The organism is Streptococcus mitis (assembly GCF_965111725.1).
GTDB classification, from domain to species: Bacteria; Bacillota; Bacilli; order Lactobacillales; family Streptococcaceae; genus Streptococcus; species Streptococcus mitis_DV.
Genome location: NZ_OZ217341.1, coordinates 1790832 through 1813560, shown reverse-complemented (window position 1 = coordinate 1813560; position 22729 = coordinate 1790832). Strand labels below are relative to the sequence as shown.

Genomic DNA, 22729 nt, shown 5'->3' with positions numbered 1-22729 from the left:
ATATGAAGTGGACAGAAAAAATAACCCGATTTGCGATTAGAAACCGTAAATCTCCTGTAGAAAACCGTAAAATAGTGGGGAAGTACATCAGCTTGTTAGCTGTCGTACTTTTCGCTGTCTTTTTGGTCAATTTTGCTGTTATTATCGGGAGTGGTAGTAAATTTGGAACGGATCTAGTAAAAGAGGCTAAGAAAGTTCACCAAACAACTCGCACAGTTCCTGCCAAACGCGGAACTATCTATGACCGAAATGGAGTGCCTATCGCTGAAGATGCGACCTCTTATAACGTCTATGCTGTTATTGATAAAAAATACAAGTCAGCAACGGGTAAAATTCTTTATGTAGAGGATTCGCAGTTTAATAAGGTAGCTGAAGTCTTCCATAAGTATTTGGATATGGATGAAGCTTATGTGAAAGAGCAATTAGCTCAACCAAATCTGACCCAGGTTTCCTTTGGTGCAAAAGGAAATGGGATTACATATGCCAATATGATGGCTATTAAAAAGGATTTGAAAGATGCTAGTGTGGAAGGGATTGACTTTACAACTAGCCCTAACAGAAGCTATCCAAATGGACAATTTGCTTCTAGCTTTATTGGCTTAGCCCAACTTCATGAAAATGAGGATGGTAGCAAGAGTTTGCTGGGAACTTCTGGGATGGAGAGTTCCTTGAACAGTATTCTTGCAGGGAAAGACGGTATTATTACCTATGAAAAAGATCGTCTGGGTAATATTGTCCCTGGAACAGAACAAGTTTCCCAACAAACGGTAGATGGCAAGGATGTTTATACAACATTGTCTAGTCCGCTACAATCTTTCATGGAAACTCAGATGGATGCCTTTCTAGAAAAAGTAAAAGGTAAGTATATGACCGCGACCTTGGTCAGTGCAAAGACCGGTGAAATCCTCGCTACCACCCAACGACCTACCTTTAATGCAGATACTAAAGAAGGAATCACTGAGGACTTTGTTTGGCGTGATATTCTTTATCAAAGTAACTATGAACCAGGATCAGCCATGAAGGTTATGACGTTAGCTTCTTCTATTGATAATAATACCTTCCCAAGTGGAGAATACTTCAATAGCAGTGAATTCAAAATAGCGGATGCGACGACTCGAGATTGGGATGTTAATGAAGGTTTGACTACTGGTGGGATGATGACTTTCTTACAAGGTTTCGCTCACTCCAGTAATGTTGGAATGAGTCTACTTGAACAAAAAATGGGAGATGCTACTTGGTTGGATTATCTAAAACGCTTTAAATTTGGGGTTCCAACTCGCTTTGGCTTGACAGATGAATACGCTGGTCAACTTCCAGCTGATAATATTGTTAGTATTGCTCAAAGCTCATTTGGGCAAGGAATTTCAGTGACACAAACACAAATGCTTCGTGCCTTTACAGCTATTGCTAATGATGGAGTTATGCTGGAGCCAAAATTTATAAGTGCTATTTATGATACTAACAATCAGTCTGTACGTAAGTCACAAAAAGAAATAGTAGGAAATCCTGTTTCCAAAGAGGCAGCAAGCACAACTCGAAATCACATGATCTTAGTTGGGACGGACCCTCTATATGGAACTATGTATAATCACTACACAGGAAAGCCAATTATAACAGTTCCTGGACAAAATGTAGCAGTTAAATCCGGTACGGCTCAAATCGCTGATGAGAAAAATGGAGGATACTTGGTTGGTTCTACCAATTATATTTTCTCAGCTGTGACTATGAATCCTGCTGAAAATCCTGATTTTATCTTGTATGTAACGGTTCAACAGCCTGAGCATTATTCAGGTATCCAGTTGGGAGAATTTGCCACCCCAATCTTGGAGCGGGCTTCAGCTATGAAAGAATCTCTCAATCTTCAATCTCCAGCCAAAAATTTAGATAAAGTTACGACAGAATCTTCTTATGCAATGCCTAGCATCAAGGATATTTCACCTGGTGAGTTGGCGGAAGCCTTACGCCGAAATATTGTGCAACCAATCGTTGTAGGTACTGGAACAAAGATTAAAGAGACTTCTGTAGAAGAAGGGACCAATCTTGCACCAAACCAACAAGTTCTCCTTTTATCGGATAAGGTAGAAGAAATTCCAGACATGTATGGCTGGAAAAAAGAGACTGCCGAGACCTTTGCTAAATGGTTGGATATTGAACTGGAATTTGAAGGTTCAGGTTCCGTTGTTCAGAAGCAGGATGTTCGGACTAATACAGCTATCAAAAACATTAAAAAAATTAAATTAACTTTAGGAGACTAATATGTTTATTTCTATTAGTGCTGGAATTGTGACATTTTTACTAACTTTAGTAGGAATTCCGGCCTTTATCCAATTTTATAGAAAGGCGCAAATTACAGGCCAGCAGATGCATGAGGATGTCAAACAGCATCAGGCAAAAGCTGGGACGCCAACTATGGGGGGACTTGTTTTCCTCATTGCTGCAGTTGTGGTGAGTTTCCTTTTTGCTCTTTTTGCAAAACAATTGACTAATAATGTCGGAATGATTTTGTTCATCTTGGTCCTTTATGGACTTGTCGGATTTTTAGATGACTTTCTCAAGGTCTTTCGTAAAATCAATGAGGGCCTTAATCCCAAACAGAAATTAGCTCTTCAGATTCTAGGTGGCGTCATTTTCTACCTTTTCTATGAGCGCGGTGGAGATATGCTTTCTGTCTTTGGTTACCAAGTGCATCTAGGGATTTTCTATATTATCTTCGCTCTTTTCTGGTTAGTCGGTTTTTCAAACGCAGTCAACTTGACAGACGGTATTGACGGTTTAGCTAGTATTTCCGTTGTGATTAGTTTGTCTGCCTATGGAGTTATTGCCTATGTGCAAGGTCAGATGGATATCCTTCTAGTGATTCTTGCTATGATCGGTGGTTTGCTTGGTTTCTTTGTCTTTAACCATAAGCCTGCTAAGGTCTTTATGGGGGATGTGGGAAGTTTAGCTCTCGGTGGAATGCTGGCAGCTATCTCTATGGCACTCCACCAAGAATGGACTCTCTTGATTATCGGAATTGTTTATGTCTTTGAAACAACTTCGGTTATGATGCAAGTAAGTTATTTCAAACTGACAGGTGGTAAACGTATTTTCCGTATGACGCCTGTACATCACCATTTTGAGCTTGGAGGATTGTCTGGTAAAGGAAATCCTTGGAGCGAGTGGAAGGTTGACTTCTTCTTTTGGGGAGTGGGGCTTCTAGCAAGTCTCCTGACCCTAGCAATTTTATATTTGATGTAAGAATGGCACCCTGATGTTTCAGGGTGTTTTTGCTTTTTTAAAAATATTGGTCAATTAAAGTCAAATCCCTTGACCTTTTCTGACCAATGTAGTATATTATGAACGTAAGGTAAATGAAAGCCTTACGTGAACACTTATACTCAATGAAAATCAACGAGCAAACTAGGAAGTGCTCAAAACACTGTTTTGAGGTTACAGATAGAACTGACGTGGTTTGAAGAGATTTTCGAAGAGTATAAAAAACATTGGTCAATCAAAGTCAAAATCCTTGACCTTTTCTGACCAATGTAGTATATTATGAACGTAAGGTAAATGAAAGCCTTACTCGAACACTTATACTCAATGAAAATCAACGAGCAAACTAGGAAGCTAGACGCAGGTTGCTCAAAACACTGTTTTGAGGTTGCAGATAGAGCTGACGTGGTTTGAAGAGATTTTCGAAGAGTATTATTTAAAGTAAAATAGAAAGAGGTGGGGTCTATGTTTAATCTAGAAATCTTCAGAAGTAAAGATAGTCTACTCCTGCTTGAAAAAGAAAAACCAGAAATAGTACCTAGAGTAGCGATTTAGCTAATCTAAATTTTTTAAAACAAAGGTCAAAGATAGTCAATATCAGTAATAATAAATAACAAAAAGAGGTACAGAGTATGAACAACAACTTTAATAATTTTAACAACATGGATGATTTATTTAACCAATTGATGGGTGGTATGCGAGGATATAGTTCTGAAAATCGTCGCTACTTGATTAATGGACGTGAAGTCACACCTGAGGAATTTGCTCACTATCGTGCAACGGGTCAATTGCCAGGAAATGTAGAAGTTGATGGCCGAATGCCACAACAGGCTTCAAGTATGAAACAAGACGGTGTCCTTGCTAAACTAGGTCGAAACTTGACAGCAGAAGCTCGCGAGGGCAAGTTGGATCCTGTTATCGGACGAAACAAGGAAATTCAAGAAACGTCTGAAATTCTTTCACGCCGTACTAAGAACAATCCTGTTTTAGTCGGAGACGCAGGTGTTGGTAAGACAGCAGTTGTCGAAGGCTTGGCACAAGCCATTGTGAACGGTGATGTTCCAGCTGCTATTAAGAATAAGGAAATTATTTCCATTGATATTTCAGGCCTTGAGGCTGGCACTCAATACCGTGGTAGCTTTGAAGAAAACGTTCAAAACTTAGTCAATGAAGTAAAAGAAGTGGGAAATATCATTCTCTTCTTTGATGAAATTCATCAAATTCTCGGTGCTGGTAGCACTGGTGGAGACAGTGGTTCTAAAGGGCTTGCGGATATTCTCAAGCCAGCTCTCTCTCGTGGAGAATTGACAGTGATTGGGGCAACGACTCAGGATGAATACCGTAACACCATCTTGAAGAATGCTGCTCTTGCTCGTCGTTTCAACGAAGTCAAGGTCAATGCTCCTTCAGCAGAGGATACTTTTAAAATTCTTCAAGGAATTCGTGACCTCTATCAACAACACCACAATGTCATCTTGCCAGACGAAGTTTTGAAAGCAGCAGTGGATTATTCTGTTCAGTATATTCCTCAACGTAGCTTGCCAGATAAGGCTATCGACCTTGTCGATGTAACGGCGGCTCACTTGGCAGCTCAACATCCAGTAACAGATGTGCATGCTGTTGAACGTGAAATAGAGGTAGAAAAAGACAAGCAAGAAAAAGCTGTTGAGGCAGAAGATTTTGAAGCAGCTCTAAACTATAAAACACGCATTGCAGAATTGGAAAAGAAAATCGAAAACCACACAGAAGATATGAAAGTGACTGCAAGTGTCAACGATGTGGCTGAATCTGTAGAACGAATGACGGGTATTCCAGTGTCACAAATGGGAGCGTCAGACATCGAGCGTTTGAAAGATATGGCTCATCGTCTGCAAGATAAGGTAATTGGCCAAGACAAGGCGGTAGAAGCGGTAGCTCGTGCTATCCGTCGTAACCGTGCTGGTTTTGATGAAGGTAATCGCCCAATTGGTAGCTTCCTCTTTGTAGGACCAACTGGGGTTGGTAAGACAGAACTTGCTAAGCAATTGGCACTCGATATGTTTGGAACTAAGGATGCGATCATCCGTTTGGATATGTCTGAATACAGTGACCGCACAGCTGTTTCTAAGCTAATTGGTACAACAGCAGGATATGTGGGTTATGATGACAATAGCAATACCTTGACAGAACGTGTGCGTCGCAATCCTTACTCTATCATTCTCTTGGATGAAATTGAAAAGGCTGATCCTCAAGTCATTACCCTTCTCCTTCAAGTCCTAGATGATGGTCGTTTGACGGATGGTCAAGGAAATACCGTTAACTTTAAAAACACTGTCATTATCGCGACCTCAAATGCTGGATTTGGTTATGAAGCCAACTTGACAGAAGATGCGGATAAACCAGAATTGATGGATCGTTTGAAACCATTCTTCCGACCAGAGTTCCTCAACCGCTTTAACGCAGTTATCGAGTTCTCACACTTGACCAAGGAAGATCTTTCTAAGATTGTGGATTTGATGTTGGCTGAAGTCAACCAAACCTTGGCTAAGAAAGGCATTGATTTGGTAGTCAGTCAAGCGGCTAAGGACTATATCACAGAAGAAGGCTATGACGAAGTCATGGGTGTTCGCCCTCTCCGTCGCGTGGTTGAACAAGAAATTCGTGATAAGGTGACAGACTTCCACTTGGATCACCTAGATGCCAAACATCTGGAAGCAGATATGGAAGATGGTGGTTTAGTTATTCGTGAAAAAGCCTAATACTCTTCGAAAATCAAATTCAAACCACGTCAACGTCGCCTTGCCGTACTCAAGTACAGCCTGCGGCTAGTTTCCTAGTTTGCTTTTTGATTTTCATTGAGTATAAGCCAAGATTTTGAGAATAAAAAGAAGGAGCCAGCTGAAAAAACTGGTTCCTTTTACATTTAAATCACATGACGCTCAAAGGCATCATCTGAAATTCCTTGTTCCAAGATGAGTTTCGCCCATTCTTTAGCAGAAAAGAGGCTGTGATCCTTGTAGTTTCCGCAAGATTCAATGGTTGTTCCAGGGACATCTTCCCAAGTAGTAGTCTCAGCGATTTCTTTGAGCGAATCCTTGATAACGGCCGCGATTTCGGCACTAGTGTGGCGCCCCCACATAATCATGTGGAAGCCTGTACGGCAACCAAATGGTGAACAGTCAATCATGCCGTCGATGCGGGTACGGATGAGTTTTGCCAAGAGGTGCTCAATAGTGTGAAGACCAGCGGTAGGGATAGAGTCTTCGTTTGGTTGCACCAAGCGAATATCATAATTGGAGATGATGTCTCCTTTTGGCCCTGTTTCTTCCCCAATCAAGCGGACATAGGGTGCTTTAACAATAGTGTGGTCAAGTTCAAAACTTTCAACAATAACTTCTTTTGACATGGTAAATCCTTTCAGTTTTCTAATTTCATTATAACATAAAGCCGGCTCCTGAGACAGAGAGAAAACCTCTCCGAGGGTGGAGAGGTTGAAATCGTTACTTGCGATACAAGCGGTCGTATTGGTAGTAAGGGTCAAAGGTTACATTGATACCTAGTTTGCGAAGGACATTCTTGTCTTCATCGGTTAAGATGATGGTTGAGTGGGCTTCGCTTCCTTTGAGGTTGCCAAGTTCTTCCATAGCACGAGCAGCATCAGGATTTTCTGTAGCTGTGATAGCAAGTGCAATCAGGATTTCATTTGAATGAAGGCGTGGATTGCGGCTACCGAGATGATCAATTTTAAGACCTTGGATTGGCTTAACAACTTCAGGTTCGATTAGTTTTACTTCTTTAGCGATGTCAGCTGATTTCTTGATGGCGTTGATAAGAGCAGCGGCTGTAGGGCCAAAGAGTTCAGAGTTCTTACCTGTGACGATTTCCCCATTTGGTAATTCAAGGGCTAGAGCTGGTCCGTCAGTTTCTTCTGCTTTTTGACGGGCAACGACAGCAACCTTACGGTCTGTAGGTGTGATGCCGAGGTCGTTCATGAGCAACTCGATTTTCTTGACAGCAGATTCGCCCACTTTTTCGGCTTTGAAATCAAGAACAGTCTGATAGTAGCGACGGATGATTTCTTGTTTAGAGGCTTCAATGGCAGCCTCGTTATCTGTGATAGCGAAACCAACCATGTTGACACCCATGTCTGTTGGAGAAGCGTATGGAGACTCTCCTAGGATACGTTCCAACATACGTTTGAGCACTGGGAAAATCTCGATATCACGGTTGTAGTTGACAGTGGTTTCTCCATAGGTTTGAAGATGGAAAGGGTCAATCATGTTGACATCATCAAGGTCAGCTGTGGCAGCCTCGTAGGCCAAATTGACTGGGTGATGAAGGGGAAGATTCCAAACTGGGAAGGTTTCAAATTTAGCGTAGCCAGACTTGATACCATTGATTTGGTCGTGGTACATATTGGACATACAGGTTGCCAATTTTCCAGAACCAGGTCCAGGAGCGGTTACGACAATCAAGTTACGACTGGTTTTGATGTAGTCGTTTTTTCCCATACCTTCAGGAGAAATGATGTGATCCATATCCGTCGGATATCCTTTGATTGGATAATGAAGATAAGAATCAATTCCGTTTTTCTCAAGTTGGTTGCGGAAGGCATCTGCAGCGGGTTGACCAGCGTACTGTGTGATGACAACAGAGCCAACAAAAATTCCCAGTTCATTGAATTTGTCAATCAACCGAAGAACTTCTTGGTCATAAGAAATGCCCAAGTCACCACGTGCTTTGGAATGCTCGATATTGCTAGCATTAATAGCAATCACAACCTCAACCTGCTCTTTCAATTCTTGTAAGAGCTTGATTTTATTGTCAGGCTCATAACCAGGAAGGACACGAGCAGCGTGGAAATCTTCTAGCATTTTGCCACCAAACTCCAAGTAGAGCTTGCCGTCAAATTGGTTAATGCGCTCCAAAATGTGGTCGCGTTGTAGATTCAAATATTGTTCAGAACTAAAAGCTTGTTTTTTCATTTTTTTACCTCTGACCTCTATTATAATAAAAAATTGGAAGTTAGGAAACTATGGAGTCAAAAAAGGAATCAAAAAGATTAGGCAAACGCTTGCACAAAATTCTAAAAAGCGCTATCATAGACTATAGATTATTAAAATAATGAGGTAAGAAGATGCAAGAAAAATGGTGGCACAATGCCGTGGTTTATCAAGTCTATCCTAAGAGCTTTATGGATAGCAACGGAGATGGAATTGGTGATTTGCCAGGTATTACCAGTAAGTTAGACTATCTAGCCAAGCTGGGGATTACAGCTATTTGGCTTTCTCCAGTTTATGACAGTCCTATGGATGATAATGGCTATGATATTGCTGATTATCAAGCGATTGCGGCTATTTTCGGGACCATGGAAGATATGGACCAACTGATCGCGGAAGCTAAGAAGCGTGATATTCGTATCATCATGGACTTAGTGGTCAATCATACCTCAGATGAGCATGCTTGGTTTGTCGAGGCCTGTGAAAATCCCGACAGCCCTGAGCGAGACTACTATATCTGGCGGGATGAACCCAACGACCTAGATTCTATCTTTAGTGGTTCTGCTTGGGAATACGATGAAAAGTCAGGTCAATACTATCTTCACTTTTTCAGTAAGAAACAGCCTGATCTCAACTGGGAAAATGAAAAACTTCGTCAGAAAATTTATGAGATGATGAGTTTCTGGATTGATAAAGGGATTGGCGGTTTCCGCATGGATGTCATTGACATGATTGGGAAAATTCCTGACGAGAAAGTAGTCAATAATGGTCCTATGCTCCACCCTTATCTCAAGGAAATGAATCAAGCGACCTTTGGAGATCAGGATCTCTTGACAGTAGGGGAAACCTGGGGAGCAACTCCAGAGATTGCTAAGTTCTACTCAGATCCAAAGGGACAAGAATTGTCTATGGTCTTCCAGTTTGAACATATCGGTCTTCAGTATCAGGAAGGGCAACCTAAGTGGCACTATCAAAAAGAACTGAATATTGCTAAGTTAAAAGAAATCTTCAACAAATGGCAGACAGAGTTAGGAGTTGAGGATGGCTGGAATTCGCTCTTCTGGAACAATCATGACCTTCCTCGTATCGTATCAATCTGGGGAAATGACCAAGAATACCGCGAAAAATCTGCCAAAGCCTTTGCAATCTTACTTCATCTCATGAGAGGAACTCCTTATATCTACCAAGGTGAGGAGATTGGGATGACCAACTATCCGTTTGAAACGCTGGACCAAGTAGAAGATATTGAATCCCTTAACTATGCGCGTGAAGCTCTTGAAAAAGGTGTTTCGATGGAAGAAATCATGGACAGTATCCGTGTCATTGGACGTGACAATGCCCGTACTCCAATGCAATGGGATGAGAGCAAAAACGCTGGTTTCTCGACAGGTCAGCCTTGGTTGGCAGTCAATCCAAACTATGAAGTAATCAACGTTCAGAAAGCGCTGGCAAATCCAGAATCTATTTTCTATACTTATCAGAAACTGGTTCAAATCCGTAAGGAGAATAGCTGGCTGATTCGAGCTGACTTTGAACTATTGGAAACAGCTGACAAGGTCTTTGCCTATATCCGTAAAGATGGCGACCGTCGCTTCCTAGTTGTGGCCAACTTATCCAATGAAGAGCAAGACATGACAGTAGAAGGAAACGTCAAATCTGTCTTGATTGAAAACGCCCTAGCTCAAGAAGTCTTTGAAAAACAAATCTTAGCTCCATGGGATGCTTTCTGTGTGGAATTACTATAAATATTTTTTACAGAAAAATTTAAAATTGAAATCGTATAAAAACAAGGGAGGACTGTATGAAAGACAGAAATTCTTTGTTTTTTTAATTCCTAAAGTTTATAAACTTTCATTCTAGAAATTCAATTAACTTTACAAATTTCCACTATTTTGGTAAAATAAACCTATGTTACAAAAACTAACATAAAGGAGAAAGAAGATGACTACAAAAAAGCGTGTCCTTAGTGCAGGCCTGACTTTTGCGGCTGCTTTGCTTTTAGCTGCTTGCGGACAATCAGGTTCAGATACAAAAACTTACTCATCAACCTTTAGTGGAAACCCAACTACATTTAACTACTTGTTAGACTACTACGCTGATAATACATCGATTATCACCAACCTAGTTGATGGTTTACTTGAAAATGACAACCATGGAAACCTAGTTCCGTCTTTGGCAGAAGACTGGTCTGTGTCGAGCGACGGTCTGACTTATAGCTATAAATTGAGAAAAGATGCCAAATGGTTCACGGCTGACGGTGAAGAGTACGCCCCAGTCAAGGCACAAGATTTTGTGACAGGTATCAAGTACGCAGTGGATAATAAATCCCAGGCCATTGACTTGATTCAAAATTCAATCAAGGGCTTGAATGATTATATTACAGGAGCGGATTCTGACTTTTCTAAGGTTGGGGTGAAGGCCATTGACGACCAGACTGTTGAGTATACTTTGGCACGCCCAGAGCCTTACTGGAATTCAAAAACAACCAATAGTATTCTTTTCCCGGTAAATGAAGAGTTTTTAAATTCAAAAGGGAAAGATTTTGGGACTCTATCTCCAGATAGCATTCTTTACAGTGGACCTTACTTGTTAAAAGATTTCACATCAAAATCATCTATTGAGTATGTGAAGAATCCGCATTACTATGATCATGACAAAGTATCAATTGAACATGTGAAATTGGCTTACTTTGATGGTTCAGACCAAGAATTGACTATCCGTAACTTTGAAAGTGGAGCTTATTCAATCGCTGGGGTTTATCCAAATAGTTCTAACTTCGCCAAGACCAAGGAGAAATATAAGGATAATATCATCTATAGCTTGCAGGACAAGACTTCTTGGTATTTCAATTTCAACGTCAACCGTAAGGCTTACAACCATACGTCTAAAACGACAGATGAGCAGAAGAAGTCAACTGAGACAGCTGTCTTGAACAAAAACTTCCGTCAAGCAGTGAACTTTGCCTTGGACCGCACAGCCTATTCTGCCCAGTCAAATGGGGAAGAAGCGGCTAGCAAGACCCTTCGTAACACCTTGGTGCCTCCTACATTTGTCCAAGTTGGAGACAAGACCTTTGGAGAAGTAGTTGCTTCTAAATTGGTCAACTATGGCACAGAATGGTCAGGTATTAACCTGGCAGATGCTCAGGATGCCTATTTCAACAAAGAAAAAGCCCAAGCAAAATTTGCGGAAGCTAAAAAAGAATTGGCAAGTCAAGGTGTGACCTTCCCAATTCACTTGGATGTAGCTGTTGATCAGACAAGTAAAAATGCCGTGACAGGCATGAACTCAGTTAAGCAGACCCTTGAGTCAGTTTTAGGTGCTGATAACATTGTCATTGATGTTCAGCAACTTTCAACAGATGATTTTAATAATGTAGCCTTTTTAGCGCCGACTCCAGCTGATCGTGACTATGATTTGAACTTTGATGGTTGGGTAGGTGATTACCAAGATCCGTCAACCTATCTCAATCCTTTCAATGCAGAGGATGGGTTCTACCTCAAGATCTTTGGTCTAGATGCCCAGGAAGATAAAGCTAAGATTGCTAGCTTGGGGCTTGATACCTACACTAAGATGCTCAAAGATGCAGATAGTGAAAATAAAGATGTAGCCAAGCGCTATGAAAAATATGCTGAAGCACAGGCTTGGATGATTGACAATTCTCTGATTATGTCAGCCATGTCAAGTGGTGGTACAGCATCTGTAACCAAAGTGACACCATTTACACGAGGGTATTCACTCGTCGGCATCAAGGGTGATGGCAATAACTACAAGTACATGAAACTGCAAAAAGATACTGTGACAACCAAGCAGTATGAAGAAGCTAAGACCAAATGGGAGCAAGAAAGCAAAAAAGCAATCGAAAAAGCTCAAAAAGAAGCAGAAAAACATGTTAAATAGTTAGAAATAGCCTTTTCAAGCAAAATCATAAAGACAAATATCAGTTTTGGTGCTTGTCTTTTTAAATCACTCGGCTATTGAAAACTGAGAAATGATTTGTTTTGTGCTAAAATAGATTGAAACGAATACTCAATAAAAATCAAAGAGTAAATGGGAAGTTAGCTCAAAGTACAGCTTTGAGGTTGCAGATGGACGCTGACGTGGTTTGAAGAGATTTTCGAAGAGTATAAGATTCTCTCTTTTACTATAATTAAGGAGATGTAAAGATAAATGATAAGGGAGAGACTATGTACGACTATCTAATCGTTGGTGCTGGTTTGTCGGGAGCAATTTTTGCTTATGAAGCAACCAAGCGTGGGGAAAAAGTAAAAGTTATTGATAAACGTGACCACATTGGTGGAAATATCTACTGTGAGAATGTAGAAGGGGTTAATGTTCATAAATACGGTGCTCATATCTTCCATACTTCTAATAAAAAAGTTTGGGATTATGTGAATCAATTTGCTGAATTTAACAACTACATCAACTCGCCTCTAGCTAATTACAAGGGTAGCCTTTATAATCTACCTTTTAATATGAATACTTTCTATGCTATATGGGGGACAAAAACCCCTCAAGAAGTCAAAAATAAGATTGCTGAGCAAACGGCTCATATGAAGGACGTTGAACCGAAAAACTTAGAGGAACAGGCTATCAAGTTGATCGGTCCAGATATTTATGAAAAATTGATTAAAGGATATACTGAAAAGCAATGGGGACGTTCTGCGACTGACCTTCCACCCTTTATCATCAAACGTCTACCAGTTCGTTTGACTTTTGATAATAACTACTTCAATGACCGTTACCAGGGTATTCCAATTGGCGGTTACAACGTCATCATCGAAAATATGCTCAAGGATGTGGAAGTAGAACTTGGTCTTGACTTTTTTGCCAATCGTCAGGAATTAGAAGCTTCTGCTGAAAAGGTTGTCTTTACAGGGATGATTGACCAATACTTCGATTATAAACATGGTGAGTTAGAATATCGTAGTCTTCGTTTTGAGCATGAAGTTCTCAATGAAGAAAACTATCAAGGAAACGCAGTTGTCAACTATACAGAACGAGAAATTCCTTATACTCGCATTATTGAGCATAAACACTTTGAGTATGGTACACAAGCTAAAACGGTCATTACTCGTGAATACCCAGCTGATTGGAAACGAGGAGATGAACCTTATTATCCAATCAATGATGAGAGAAACAATGCTATTTTTGCCAAATATCAGGAAGAAGCGGCAACAAATGACAAGGTTATTTTCTGTGGTCGTTTAGCAGATTATAAATACTATGACATGCATGTGGTCATTGAACGGGCTTTGGAAGTAGTCGCGGAAGAGTTGGGACAATAATGCAAGGATTCTGTCATTTTAGAATCTTTGCTACTTAAGATTTTTAGAAGTAAGGTCAACAAGATTCTTTTCTGGTTATCAGAAGAGAACTTCTGTTGGCTTTTTTTTGGCATAAATGAACAATTTTATTTTTCAGAATATATCAAATATAACAAATAACTCTTAAAATTCAGAAAATTCTATTGACAGGACTTGAAAAAGAGTCTATAATGAATAAAAAAACAAAGGAGAAGACTATGAAAACAAGAAAAGTATTGGCTCTTGCGGGAGTAACCTTATTAGCAGCTGGTGTTTTAGCTGCTTGTTCTGGGGGTTCAGGTGCTCAAGGTGAAAAAACCTTTGCCTTTACCTACGAGACACATCCAGATAATCTCAACTATTTGACAACTGGTAAGGCAGCAACTTCTGAGATTACTAGTAATGTGATCGATGGATTACTTGAAAATGATAAATACGGGAACCTTATTCCCTCAATGGCAGAAGACTGGTCGGTCTCTAAGGATGGCTTGACTTATACTTATAAGATTCGTCAGGATGCCAAGTGGTATACATCTGAGGGAGAAGAGTACGCTCCTGTTAAGGCTCAGGACTTTGTAACAGGACTTAAATATGCAACAGATAAGAAAGCAGAAGCCCTTTACTTGGTACAGGATTCAATCAAAGGTCTGGATGCCTATGCCAAAGGTGAAATCACAGACTTTGCTCAAGTCGGGATTAAAGCCCTTGACGATCAGACAGTCCAATACACCTTGAACAAACCTGAAACTTTTTGGAATTCTAAAACAACCATGGGTGTGCTTGCGCCAGTCAATGAAGAGTTTTTGAATTCAAAAGGGGATGATTTTGCCAAAGCTACGGATCCAAGTAGTCTCTTGTATAACGGCCCTTATTTGTTGAAATCCATTGTAACTAAATCCTCTGTTGAATTTGCGAAAAATCCGAACTACTGGGATAAAGACAATGTGCATATTGACAAGGTCAAATTGTCATTCTGGGATGGGCAAGATACCAGCAAACCAGCAGAAAACTTTAAAGATGGTAGCCTTACAGCAGCTCGTCTTTATCCAACAAGTGCAAGTTTCGCAGAGCTTGAGAAGAGTATGAAAGACAATATTGTCTATACTCAACAAGACTCTACGACTTATTTAGTAGGAACAAATATTGACCGTCAATCTTATAAACACACATCTAAGACTAGCGACGAACAAAAGACATCTACTAAAAAAGCTCTCTTAAACAAGGATTTCCGTCAGGCTATTGCCTTTGGTTTTGACCGTACAGCTTATGCTTCTCAGTTGAATGGAGAAACTGGAGCAAGCAAAATCTTGCGTAATCTCTTTGTGCCACCAACATTTGTTCAAGCAGATGGGAAGAACTTTGGCGATATAGTCAAAGAAAAATTAGTGACTTATGGGGATGAATGGAAGGATGTCAATCTTGCAGATTCACAAGATGGTCTCTACAATCCAGAAAAAGCTAAAGCAGAATTTGCCAAAGCCAAATCAGCCCTACAAGCTGAGGGAGTACAATTCCCAATTCACCTAGATATGCCTGTTGACCAGACAGCAACTACAAAAGTTCAACGTGTCCAATCTATGAAACAATCCTTGGAAGCAACTTTAGGAACTGATAATGTCGTTATTGATATCCAACAATTGCAAAAAGATGAATTGCTTAATGTAACTCTATTTGCCGAAAATGCTGCTGGCGAAGACTGGGATTTATCAGATAATGTCGGTTGGGGTCCAGACTTTGCCGATCCATCAACCTACCTTGATATTATCAAACCTTCTGTAGGAGAAAGTACTAAAACATATTTAGGATTTGACTCAGGGGAAGATAATGTAGCTGCTAAAAAAGTAGGTCTATATGACTACGAAAAATTGGTTACTGAAGCTGGTGATGAGACTACAGATGTTGCTAAACGATATGATAAATACGCAGCAGCCCAAGCTTGGTTGACAGATAGTGCCTTGATCATCCCAACAACTTCTAAAACTGGTCGTCCAATCTTGTCTAAGATGGTACCATTTACAATACCATTTGCATTGTCAGGAAATAAAGGTACAAGTGACCCAGTCTTGTATAAATACCTTGAACTTCAAGACAAGGCAGTTACTGCAGATGAATATCAAAAAGCTCAAGAAAAATGGATGAAAGAAAAAGCAGAATCCAATAAAAAAGCGCAAGAAGAACTCGCAAAACATGTGAAATAAGATAAAAAGAGACTGAGCAAAAAGTCCTTAAAAGCAAAACGCATATTGTCAGGTGATGAAAGCCTTGATCGTATGCGTTTTATTGTGGGGAAATGTACTTGATCTCTGTATTTCATTTTGAAAATGACAAAATCCTGAGTTTAGAGTTCTCAGGATTTTTTCGTTTACTGTTGTGGTTGCTGTTGAACTTGTGGATTTTGTGGCGTTGGTTGTACTGGTTGTGTCGGTTGAACAGCTTGTCCTTGATTAGGATCAGTTGCTGGAGCATTATTGGGTTGTTGACCAACCGTAGTACTTGCCTGTGTAGTTGAACTTTCAGCTGTTGAGGATTGTTGAGTAGAGGGTTCAGTCCATATTGGGCGAGCTCCATTTTTGAATACAAATTCCCCGTTTCTGAAAAGTCCGTCTGGCATCGTCCAGTCTTCTGGATGAGTATCTTCTGATAGATACGTTATCATTGAGCGATAAACTTTAGCTGCAACTAGGAAACCATCTCCAACGATAGGAGTTAAACGATTTGAGTAACCAGTCCATACAGCCATAGAATACTTACGAGTATAACCTACAAACGATTCATCTGGAGCTACGTAGCCAGTGTTTTTGACATATTTTTCGATTTCTTCATCAGTATAGTTAGAAGTACCAGTCTTACCAGCTTGTGGAAGCCATGGTAGGTAGGCACCACGTCCGATACCATAAACTAAGACTGTTTTCATCATTTCGGTCATCATATAGGCCGTAGTCTCTTTCATAGCTCGTGTACCAGCATCAGAAAATTCTTTTTCACTACCGTCACTGAAGACGACCTTATTGATATACATGGGTTTGTGGTAAATTCCACCGTTGGCAAAGGCAGCATAAGCAGCAGCCATTTTTTCACTGCTTGCACCGTATTGTTTGTTAGATTCTGTTGTATTACTTGAAATGGCGTTTGCATAATGCATGCTTGGATAGTCGATACCAAGACCATTAAGGAAGGTTTTAGCTCTATCTAGACCGACCTTATTCAAAGTCTCAACGGCTGTGACATTTCGTGATTGTTGAAGAGCATACTGGATTGTAATGTTTCCAAAGTAGCCATGATCCCAGTTGTAGAGTGGAGTATCAGTGCCAGGATAGTTATAAGGAACATCATGTACTATAGTTGCAGTAGAGTCATAGACTCCATATTCTAAAGCGGGAGCATAGTCAGTGATTGGTTTCATACTAGAACCCCAGTCACGATTGGTCTCCACAGCCTGGTTGGTGCCGAATGAAACATTACTTGCTTGATGACGAGCACCAAGTTGTGCAATGACTTTACCGTTAGAAACATCAACAATGGTAGAAGCAACTTGCAATTCATCATCTGGATAGGCAACGTATTCGTCTGTATTGTAAATATCCCACAGATGTTTTTGAGCTTCTTGGTCTACATTTGTGTAGACATCCATCCCAGTCGTGAGCAGGTTATAGCCTGTTTCTTCTTCAACTTGATTGATGACTTCCTTGAGGTAATTATCCATGTAAGCAGGGTAATTACTTGCTGATTTGAGACTTTGTAGTCCATCAGTAATTGGTGTGTTGACTGCTTTCTCATACTGTTCAGCAGAGATGTAGCCTTGATTTTTCATTTCAGATAAGACCAAGTTTCGGCGGTCTTGGGCTGCTTCTGGATGTGAATAGGGGTCATATTGGTTTGGTGCCTGAGGCATTCCAGCCAGCAAGGCTAACTGAGGTAAACTTAAATTATTGAGGTCTTTACCGTAGTAGTTTTGAGCTGCTGTCTGCATTCCATAGTTGCCATTAGACATGTAGACCTTATTTATATAGTAGGTCAAGATTTCTTGCTTAGTTGCTTTTTGTTCTAACTGAATCGCTAACCAAGCTTCCTGAGCCTTACGAGAAATAGTCTGGTCGGAAGTCGAGGTTGAAAAGTAAGTCAACTTAATCAACTGTTGGGTGAGAGTTGATCCACCTTGGAGGGAATTGCTTTGCAGATTGCGCAAGAAAGCTCCCAGGATACGGATGGTATCAATCCCCCTGTGGTCGAAGAAGCGATGGTCTTCGATAGAAACGATTGCTTTAACCAAATCTGTGGGAATATCATTAGCTTGGGCATTGACGCGGCGTTCAGAACCCAAGTCAGCAATGAGTTGATTTTTATTGTCGTAGATTTTACTAGAGGTTGTTGCAACTAGTTTGCTCTCGGATAGGTTAGGAGCCTTGCTAACGTAGTAGAAAAAAACTCCTCCGCCTAAGACAATGGATGCGATAACCAAGCTTAAGAAGCTAATGCTCAGATACTTGATTAGGCGCAGAATCGTTGGTTTGTTCATCTTGTTTTACCACCTAATAAATGTTCTTTGATAACATTGAGATAGGGAATTTGAGGGAAAGCACCAGCCTTGATTTCATATCCATATTCTCGAATATATCCAAGTGGCATTGATTTTTGTCCCTTATCTTGATGATAGAAGCGAATCAAATCGAATGCCGGCAATAAGTAGGTTTCTTGCTGAGAAGAAAAGTGAAGAAGGACAAAGCAGATTCCTTGTTGGGCAAGGACTTGTTCCATATGCTGAATCTGATGTGGATGAAAATTTTTCATCGGAATCGCACGTTTTTGTTTTGTTTCCTTGGCTTCAAAGTCGATGTAATATCCATTATAAACGCCAGAATAGTCCGTCGTTGAAGCTTGTCGAAAATAGGCCTCAACAATCTTGGCACGACTTCGTTGTGGATAGTCCACACGTACAATTTGAATAGGAGTTGGTTTCTTGTGTATAACAGCCAAGCCCTGAGACAAATAGTAGTCGTTGGTAGCATTGATCATCTTTTCAAAAGACATTCCTCGGTTTGCGAAATTTTTGGGTTGAGAAAGAGATGGTTGTCTTTTTTGTGATGAAAGTTTATGTGGATAGTTGACCATAATTCTCCTTATTGGTACAATAACATCACTCTATTATACCATAAATTTGCACAGAAAGGGTTAAAAATGGCTACAGCTTTGGTTTTAGGCTATTCTGCTTTTGATTTGGGTTTGTTTTCTGATAAGGATCCTCGTCTTAAATTGATAAAAAAAGCAATACGTAAAGATTTAGAGGCTATGGCAGCAGATGGGGTGTCTTGGCTTGTGTTTACAGGAAGTTTGGGTTTTGAATATTGGGTTTTAGAGGTTGCTCAGGAGATGAAAACCGAGTACGGTTTCCAGTTGGCGACCATTTTTGCTTTTGAAACCCATGGGGAAAATTGGAATGAAGGCAATCAGATGAAACTGAGCCGCTTTAAGCAGGTAGACTTTGTCAAATATGCCTATCCTCGCTATGAACACAAGGGGCAGTTAAGAGATTACCAGCAGTTTTTGCTGGAAAACACGACTAGTTCCTATCTTTTTTATGATGAAGAAAATGAAACGAAACTAGCTTATTTTTACCAAAAGATGAAAAATCAAGAGGACTATTTTATAAAGAGATTAACATTTGATCAATTAAATGAACTTGCTGAAAATTTTTCCGAAAATTGAAGCTTTGACCTTGATTTTTGTTTGCCTTTTTTTATATAATAATACTAGCAAGCGAGAATGGAGAGAGACATGGCAAGTATTATTTTTTCAGCAAAAGATATTTTTGAACAAGAGTTTGGACGTGAAGTCCGTGGCTATAGCAAGGTAGAAGTTGATGAGTTTTTAGACGATGTCATTAAGGATTATGAAACCTATGCTGCCTTGGTCAAGTCACTTCGTCAGGAGATTGCGGATTTGAAGGAAGAATTAACTCGTAAACCGCAAGTGAGCTCGGCTCCAAGTCCTAGTCACCCAGATCCAATTGATGTGGCAGCTTCATCTTCTATGACGAATTTTGATATTTTGAAACGCTTGAATCGTCTTGAAAAAGAAGTATTCGGTAAACAAATTTTAGACAATACTGATTTGTAATTCAGGTCTTGTTACATGCAATTTTTGGATAATCGCGTGAGGAGAATTGCTTCTCATGAGGAAAGTCCATGCTAGCACAGGCTGTGATGCCTGTAGTGTTTGTGCTAGGCGAAACCATAAGCCTAGGGACGAGAAATCGTTACGGCAGTTGAAATGGCTAAGTCCTTGGATAGGCCAGAGTAGGCTTGAAAGTGCCACAGTGACGGAGTCTTTCTGGAAACAGAGAGAGTGGAACGCGGTAAACCCCTCAAGCTAGCAACCCAAATTTTGGTCGGGGCATGGAGTACGCGGAAACGAACGTAGTATTCTGACTGCTATCAGCTAGAGCTGTTAGTGGTAGACAGATGATTATCGAAGGAAGTGGTCCTAGTCACTTCTGGAACAAAACATGGCTTATAGAAAATTGCATATAGGTTGGGGCTGAGAAATTTTCTCAACCTCATTTTTTAAAGTGGACATATAGAAAGGTCTTGCAAGACTGTAACATGAAAAAAGAATTTAATTTAATTGCAACTGTGGCAGCAGGGCTTGAGGCTGTCGTTGGTCGTGAAGTGCGAGAGTTGGGCTATGATTGTCAGGTTGAAAATGGTCGTGTTCGTTTTCAAGGAGACGTGAGAGCGATTATCGAAACCAACCTCTGGCTTCGCGCAGCAGATCGTATCAAAATTATCGTAGGAACTTTCCCAGCTAAGACTTTTGAAGAGCTGTTTCAGGGAGTTTTCGCTTTAGATTGGGAAAATTATTTACCACTTGGAGCTCGATTCCCGATTTCAAAAGCCAAATGTGTTAAGTCCAAGCTTCACAATGAGCCAAGTGTGCAGGCAATTTCAAAGAAGGCTGTTGTTAAGAAATTGCAGAAACACTATGCTCGCCCAGAAGGTGTCCCTCTGATGGAGAATGGCCCAGAGTTTAAGATTGAGGTCTCTATTCTAAAAGATGTGGCAACTGTCATGATTGATACGACAGGGTCTAGCCTCTTTAAACGTGGTTATCGTACGGAAAAGGGTGGCGCTCCTATCAAGGAAAACATGGCGGCAGCCATTTTGCAACTTTCTAACTGGTATCCAGACAAGCCTTTGATTGATCCGACCTGTGGTTCGGGGACTTTCTGTATTGAGGCAGTTATGATTGCTCGAAAGATGGCACCAGGACTTCGTCGCTCTTTTGCTTTTGAGGAGTGGAACTGGGTCAGCGATCGCTTGATTCAAGAAGTGCGCACAGAGGCGGCTAAAAAAGTGGATCGTGAGCTGGAACTGGATATCATGGGTTGTGATATTGATGCTCGTATGGTGGAAATTGCTAAGGCCAATGCTCAGGCAGCAGGGGTTGCAGGAGATATTGCCTTTAAGCAGATGCGCGTGCAGGATTTACGTTCCGATAAAATTAATGGTGTGATTATCTCCAATCCGCCTTATGGTGAACGTTTGTCAGATGATGCAGGTGTTACCAAGCTTTATGCTGAAATGGGTCAAGTATTTGCACCGCTGAAAACCTGGAGCAAGTTTATCCTAACTAGTGATGAAGCCTTGGAGACCAAGTACGGTAGTCAGGCGGATAAGAAACGTAAGTTATACAATGGAACCTTGAAAGTGGATCTGTATCAATATTTTGGTCAGCGTGTTAAACGGCAAGAGGTAAAATAGAAAGGGATACTCATGAGTAAGAAAAGACGAAATCGTCATAAAAAAGAAGGTCAAGAACCGCAATTTGATTTTGATGAAGCAAAAGAGCTAACAGTTGGTCAAGCTATTCGTAAAAATGAAGAAGTGGAAGCAGGAGTCTTGCCTGAAGATTCCATTTTGGACAAGTATGTTAAGCAACACAAAGATGAAATCGAAGCAGATAAGTTTGCGACTCGCCAATACAAAAAAGAGGAGTTAGTCGAAACTCAAAGTCTGGATGACTTGATCCAAGAGATGCGTGAGGCTGTAGAAGAGTCAGAAGCTTATTCGGAGGAAGTTCCATCTTCTGAAGACATCTTACCACCCTTGCCTCTGGATGATGAGGAGCAAGGCTTGGATCCTCTATTGCTAGAGGATGAAAATCCAACAGAAATGACTGAGGAAGTGGAAGAGGAGCAAAACCTTTCTCGTCTGGAACAAGAAGACTTAGAAAAGAAAAGCAAAAAAGGCTTTATTTTGACCGTCCTAGCGCTTGTATCAGTGATTATCTGTGTCAGTGCTTATTATGTCTATCGTCAAGTGAATCGCTCGACCAAGGAAATTGAAACTTCTCAATCAACTACAGCCAATCAATCGGATGTGGATGATTTTAATACACTTTATGACGCCTTCTACACAGACAGCAATAAAACGGCCTTGAAAAATAGCCAGTTTGATAAACTAAGTCAACTCAAGACCTTACTTGATAAGCTGGAAGGTAGTCGTGAACATACGCTTGCCAAATCTAAATATGATAGTCTAGCAACGCAAATCAAGGCCATTCAAGATGTCAATGCACAATTTGAAAAACCAGCTATTGTGGATGGTGTCTTGGATACCAATGCCAAAGCCAAATCGGATGCTAAATTTACAGATATTAAAACTGGAAATACGGAGCTTGATAAAGTGCTAGATAAAGCTATCAGCCTTGGTAAGAGCCAGCAAACAAGTACTTCGAGCTCAAGTTCAAGTCAAACTAGTAGCTCAAGCTCTAGTCAAGCAAGCTCAAATACGACCAGTGAGACAATCCCAAGTAGCTCAAATACTGCCTCAAATGAGACTAGAAGTTCTCGTAGCGAAGTCAATATGGGCGTATCAAGTGCAGGGGTTGCTGTTCAAAGAAGTGCCAGTCGTGTTGCCTATAATCAGTCTGCTATTGATGATAGTAACAACTCTGCTTGGGATTTTGCGGATGGTGTCTTGGAACAAATTCTAGCGACTTCACGTTCACGTGGCTATATCACTGGAGACCAGTATATCCTTGAACGTGTCAATATCGTTAACGGCAATGGTTATTACAACCTCTACAAGCCAGATGGAACCTATCTCTTTACCCTTAACTGTAAGACAGGCTACTTTGTCGGAAATGGAGCTGGTCATGCGGATGACTTGGACTACTAAGCAGTCGTTACAAAAT

General features: G+C 40.6%; 15 protein-coding genes and 1 other RNA gene. 12 read left to right on the top strand and 4 right to left on the bottom strand.

Annotation, left to right across the window (positions count from 1 at the left end; genetic code table 11):
- Positions 1 to 2: 2 nt before the first annotated feature.
- From pbp2X to ACLV7Q_RS08735, 3 genes are all read left to right on the top strand, one after another.
- A complete protein-coding gene (gene pbp2X / locus ACLV7Q_RS08745; RefSeq protein WP_218757855.1) occupies positions 3 to 2255 on the top strand; it encodes a penicillin-binding protein PBP2X in 2253 nt (750 codons plus the stop codon).
- Between the two features lies 1 nt (position 2256).
- Positions 2257 to 3237 (top strand): phospho-N-acetylmuramoyl-pentapeptide-transferase, encoded by a 981-nt coding sequence (gene mraY / locus ACLV7Q_RS08740; RefSeq protein WP_000470795.1) that lies wholly within the window; start codon positions 2257 to 2259, stop codon positions 3235 to 3237.
- Positions 3238 to 3884: 647 nt separating this feature from the next.
- On the top strand, positions 3885 to 5990 hold the full coding sequence (locus tag ACLV7Q_RS08735) for an ATP-dependent Clp protease ATP-binding subunit (RefSeq protein WP_218757856.1): 2106 nt from the start codon (positions 3885 to 3887) through the stop codon (positions 5988 to 5990).
- A gap of 164 nt (positions 5991 to 6154) precedes the next feature.
- Here the strand turns inward: ACLV7Q_RS08735 and ACLV7Q_RS08730 are convergent, their stop codons facing one another.
- The gene (locus ACLV7Q_RS08730; protein ID WP_000032547.1) at positions 6155 to 6637 is read right to left on the bottom strand and encodes an S-ribosylhomocysteine lyase; all 483 of its coding nucleotides are present in this window, start codon (positions 6635 to 6637) and stop codon (positions 6155 to 6157) included.
- 94 nt (positions 6638 to 6731) lie between these two features.
- Entirely contained in the window at positions 6732 to 8216 is a 1485-nt protein-coding gene (locus tag ACLV7Q_RS08725; protein WP_050259728.1) for a DUF1846 domain-containing protein, read from the bottom strand.
- 152 nt (positions 8217 to 8368) lie between these two features.
- Between ACLV7Q_RS08725 and ACLV7Q_RS08720 the strand changes: the two genes are divergently transcribed.
- The 4 genes from ACLV7Q_RS08720 to ACLV7Q_RS08705 all read left to right on the top strand — a co-directional run bounded on the left by ACLV7Q_RS08720 (position 8369) and on the right by ACLV7Q_RS08705 (position 15735).
- Entirely contained in the window at positions 8369 to 9976 is a 1608-nt protein-coding gene (locus tag ACLV7Q_RS08720) for a glycoside hydrolase family 13 protein (protein WP_001156789.1), read from the top strand.
- 196 nt (positions 9977 to 10172) lie between these two features.
- On the top strand, positions 10173 to 12131 hold the full coding sequence (locus ACLV7Q_RS08715) for a peptide ABC transporter substrate-binding protein (protein ID WP_218757196.1): 1959 nt from the start codon (positions 10173 to 10175) through the stop codon (positions 12129 to 12131).
- Between the two features lie 287 nt (positions 12132 to 12418).
- Entirely contained in the window at positions 12419 to 13519 is a 1101-nt protein-coding gene (gene glf / locus ACLV7Q_RS08710; RefSeq protein ID WP_218757195.1) for a UDP-galactopyranose mutase, read from the top strand.
- Between the two features lie 236 nt (positions 13520 to 13755).
- Positions 13756 to 15735 carry a peptide ABC transporter substrate-binding protein gene (locus ACLV7Q_RS08705; protein WP_000857588.1) on the top strand — a complete coding sequence of 660 codons (1980 nt, stop codon included), beginning with the start codon at positions 13756 to 13758 and terminating at the stop codon, positions 15733 to 15735.
- 164 nt (positions 15736 to 15899) lie between these two features.
- On the opposite strand, the gene pbp1a is transcribed toward ACLV7Q_RS08705, so the two are convergent.
- Together pbp1a and recU are read right to left on the bottom strand one after the other, a co-directional pair.
- On the bottom strand, positions 15900 to 18053 hold the full coding sequence (gene pbp1a / locus ACLV7Q_RS08700; RefSeq protein WP_218757194.1) for a penicillin-binding protein PBP1A: 2154 nt from the start codon (positions 18051 to 18053) through the stop codon (positions 15900 to 15902).
- A complete protein-coding gene (gene recU / locus ACLV7Q_RS08695) occupies positions 18050 to 18646 on the bottom strand; it encodes a Holliday junction resolvase RecU (RefSeq protein WP_000248774.1) in 597 nt (198 codons plus the stop codon). The genes pbp1a and recU overlap by 4 nt, the downstream gene beginning before the upstream one ends.
- Positions 18647 to 18712: 66 nt before the next feature.
- Between recU and ACLV7Q_RS08690 the strand changes: the two genes are divergently transcribed.
- From ACLV7Q_RS08690 to mapZ, 5 genes are all read left to right on the top strand, one after another.
- On the top strand, positions 18713 to 19240 hold the full coding sequence (locus ACLV7Q_RS08690; protein ID WP_000179549.1) for a DUF1273 domain-containing protein: 528 nt from the start codon (positions 18713 to 18715) through the stop codon (positions 19238 to 19240).
- A 69-nt stretch (positions 19241 to 19309) separates the two neighbouring features.
- A complete protein-coding gene (gene gpsB, locus ACLV7Q_RS08685) occupies positions 19310 to 19651 on the top strand; it encodes a cell division regulator GpsB (RefSeq protein WP_000146532.1) in 342 nt (113 codons plus the stop codon).
- Positions 19652 to 19671: 20 nt separating this feature from the next.
- Positions 19672 to 20052: RNase P RNA component class B (gene rnpB / locus ACLV7Q_RS08680), an RNA gene on the top strand.
- A gap of 84 nt (positions 20053 to 20136) precedes the next feature.
- Positions 20137 to 21294 carry a THUMP domain-containing class I SAM-dependent RNA methyltransferase gene (locus tag ACLV7Q_RS08675; RefSeq protein ID WP_218757193.1) on the top strand — a complete coding sequence of 386 codons (1158 nt, stop codon included), beginning with the start codon at positions 20137 to 20139 and terminating at the stop codon, positions 21292 to 21294.
- A gap of 12 nt (positions 21295 to 21306) precedes the next feature.
- Entirely contained in the window at positions 21307 to 22713 is a 1407-nt protein-coding gene (gene mapZ, locus ACLV7Q_RS08670) for a cell division site-positioning protein MapZ (protein ID WP_218757192.1), read from the top strand.
- The last annotated feature ends 16 nt before the right edge of the window (positions 22714 to 22729 follow it).

Bases quoted from the DNA above. Each gene is read 5' to 3' on its own strand.
- pbp2X (WP_218757855.1), top strand. From the start codon at position 3: ATGAAGTGGACAGAAAAAATAACCCGATTTGCGATTAGAAACCGTAAA.
- mraY (WP_000470795.1), top strand. From the start codon at position 2,257: ATGTTTATTTCTATTAGTGCTGGAATTGTGACATTTTTACTAACTTTA.
- ACLV7Q_RS08735 (WP_218757856.1), top strand. From the start codon at position 3,885: ATGAACAACAACTTTAATAATTTTAACAACATGGATGATTTATTTAAC.
- ACLV7Q_RS08730 (WP_000032547.1), bottom strand. From the start codon at position 6,637: ATGTCAAAAGAAGTTATTGTTGAAAGTTTTGAACTTGACCACACTATT.
- ACLV7Q_RS08725 (WP_050259728.1), bottom strand. From the start codon at position 8,216: ATGAAAAAACAAGCTTTTAGTTCTGAACAATATTTGAATCTACAACGC.
- ACLV7Q_RS08720 (WP_001156789.1), top strand. From the start codon at position 8,369: ATGCAAGAAAAATGGTGGCACAATGCCGTGGTTTATCAAGTCTATCCT.
- ACLV7Q_RS08715 (WP_218757196.1), top strand. From the start codon at position 10,173: ATGACTACAAAAAAGCGTGTCCTTAGTGCAGGCCTGACTTTTGCGGCT.
- glf (WP_218757195.1), top strand. From the start codon at position 12,419: ATGTACGACTATCTAATCGTTGGTGCTGGTTTGTCGGGAGCAATTTTT.
- ACLV7Q_RS08705 (WP_000857588.1), top strand. From the start codon at position 13,756: ATGAAAACAAGAAAAGTATTGGCTCTTGCGGGAGTAACCTTATTAGCA.
- pbp1a (WP_218757194.1), bottom strand. From the start codon at position 18,053: ATGAACAAACCAACGATTCTGCGCCTAATCAAGTATCTGAGCATTAGC.
- recU (WP_000248774.1), bottom strand. From the start codon at position 18,646: ATGGTCAACTATCCACATAAACTTTCATCACAAAAAAGACAACCATCT.
- ACLV7Q_RS08690 (WP_000179549.1), top strand. From the start codon at position 18,713: ATGGCTACAGCTTTGGTTTTAGGCTATTCTGCTTTTGATTTGGGTTTG.
- gpsB (WP_000146532.1), top strand. From the start codon at position 19,310: ATGGCAAGTATTATTTTTTCAGCAAAAGATATTTTTGAACAAGAGTTT.
- ACLV7Q_RS08675 (WP_218757193.1), top strand. From the start codon at position 20,137: ATGAAAAAAGAATTTAATTTAATTGCAACTGTGGCAGCAGGGCTTGAG.
- mapZ (WP_218757192.1), top strand. From the start codon at position 21,307: ATGAGTAAGAAAAGACGAAATCGTCATAAAAAAGAAGGTCAAGAACCG.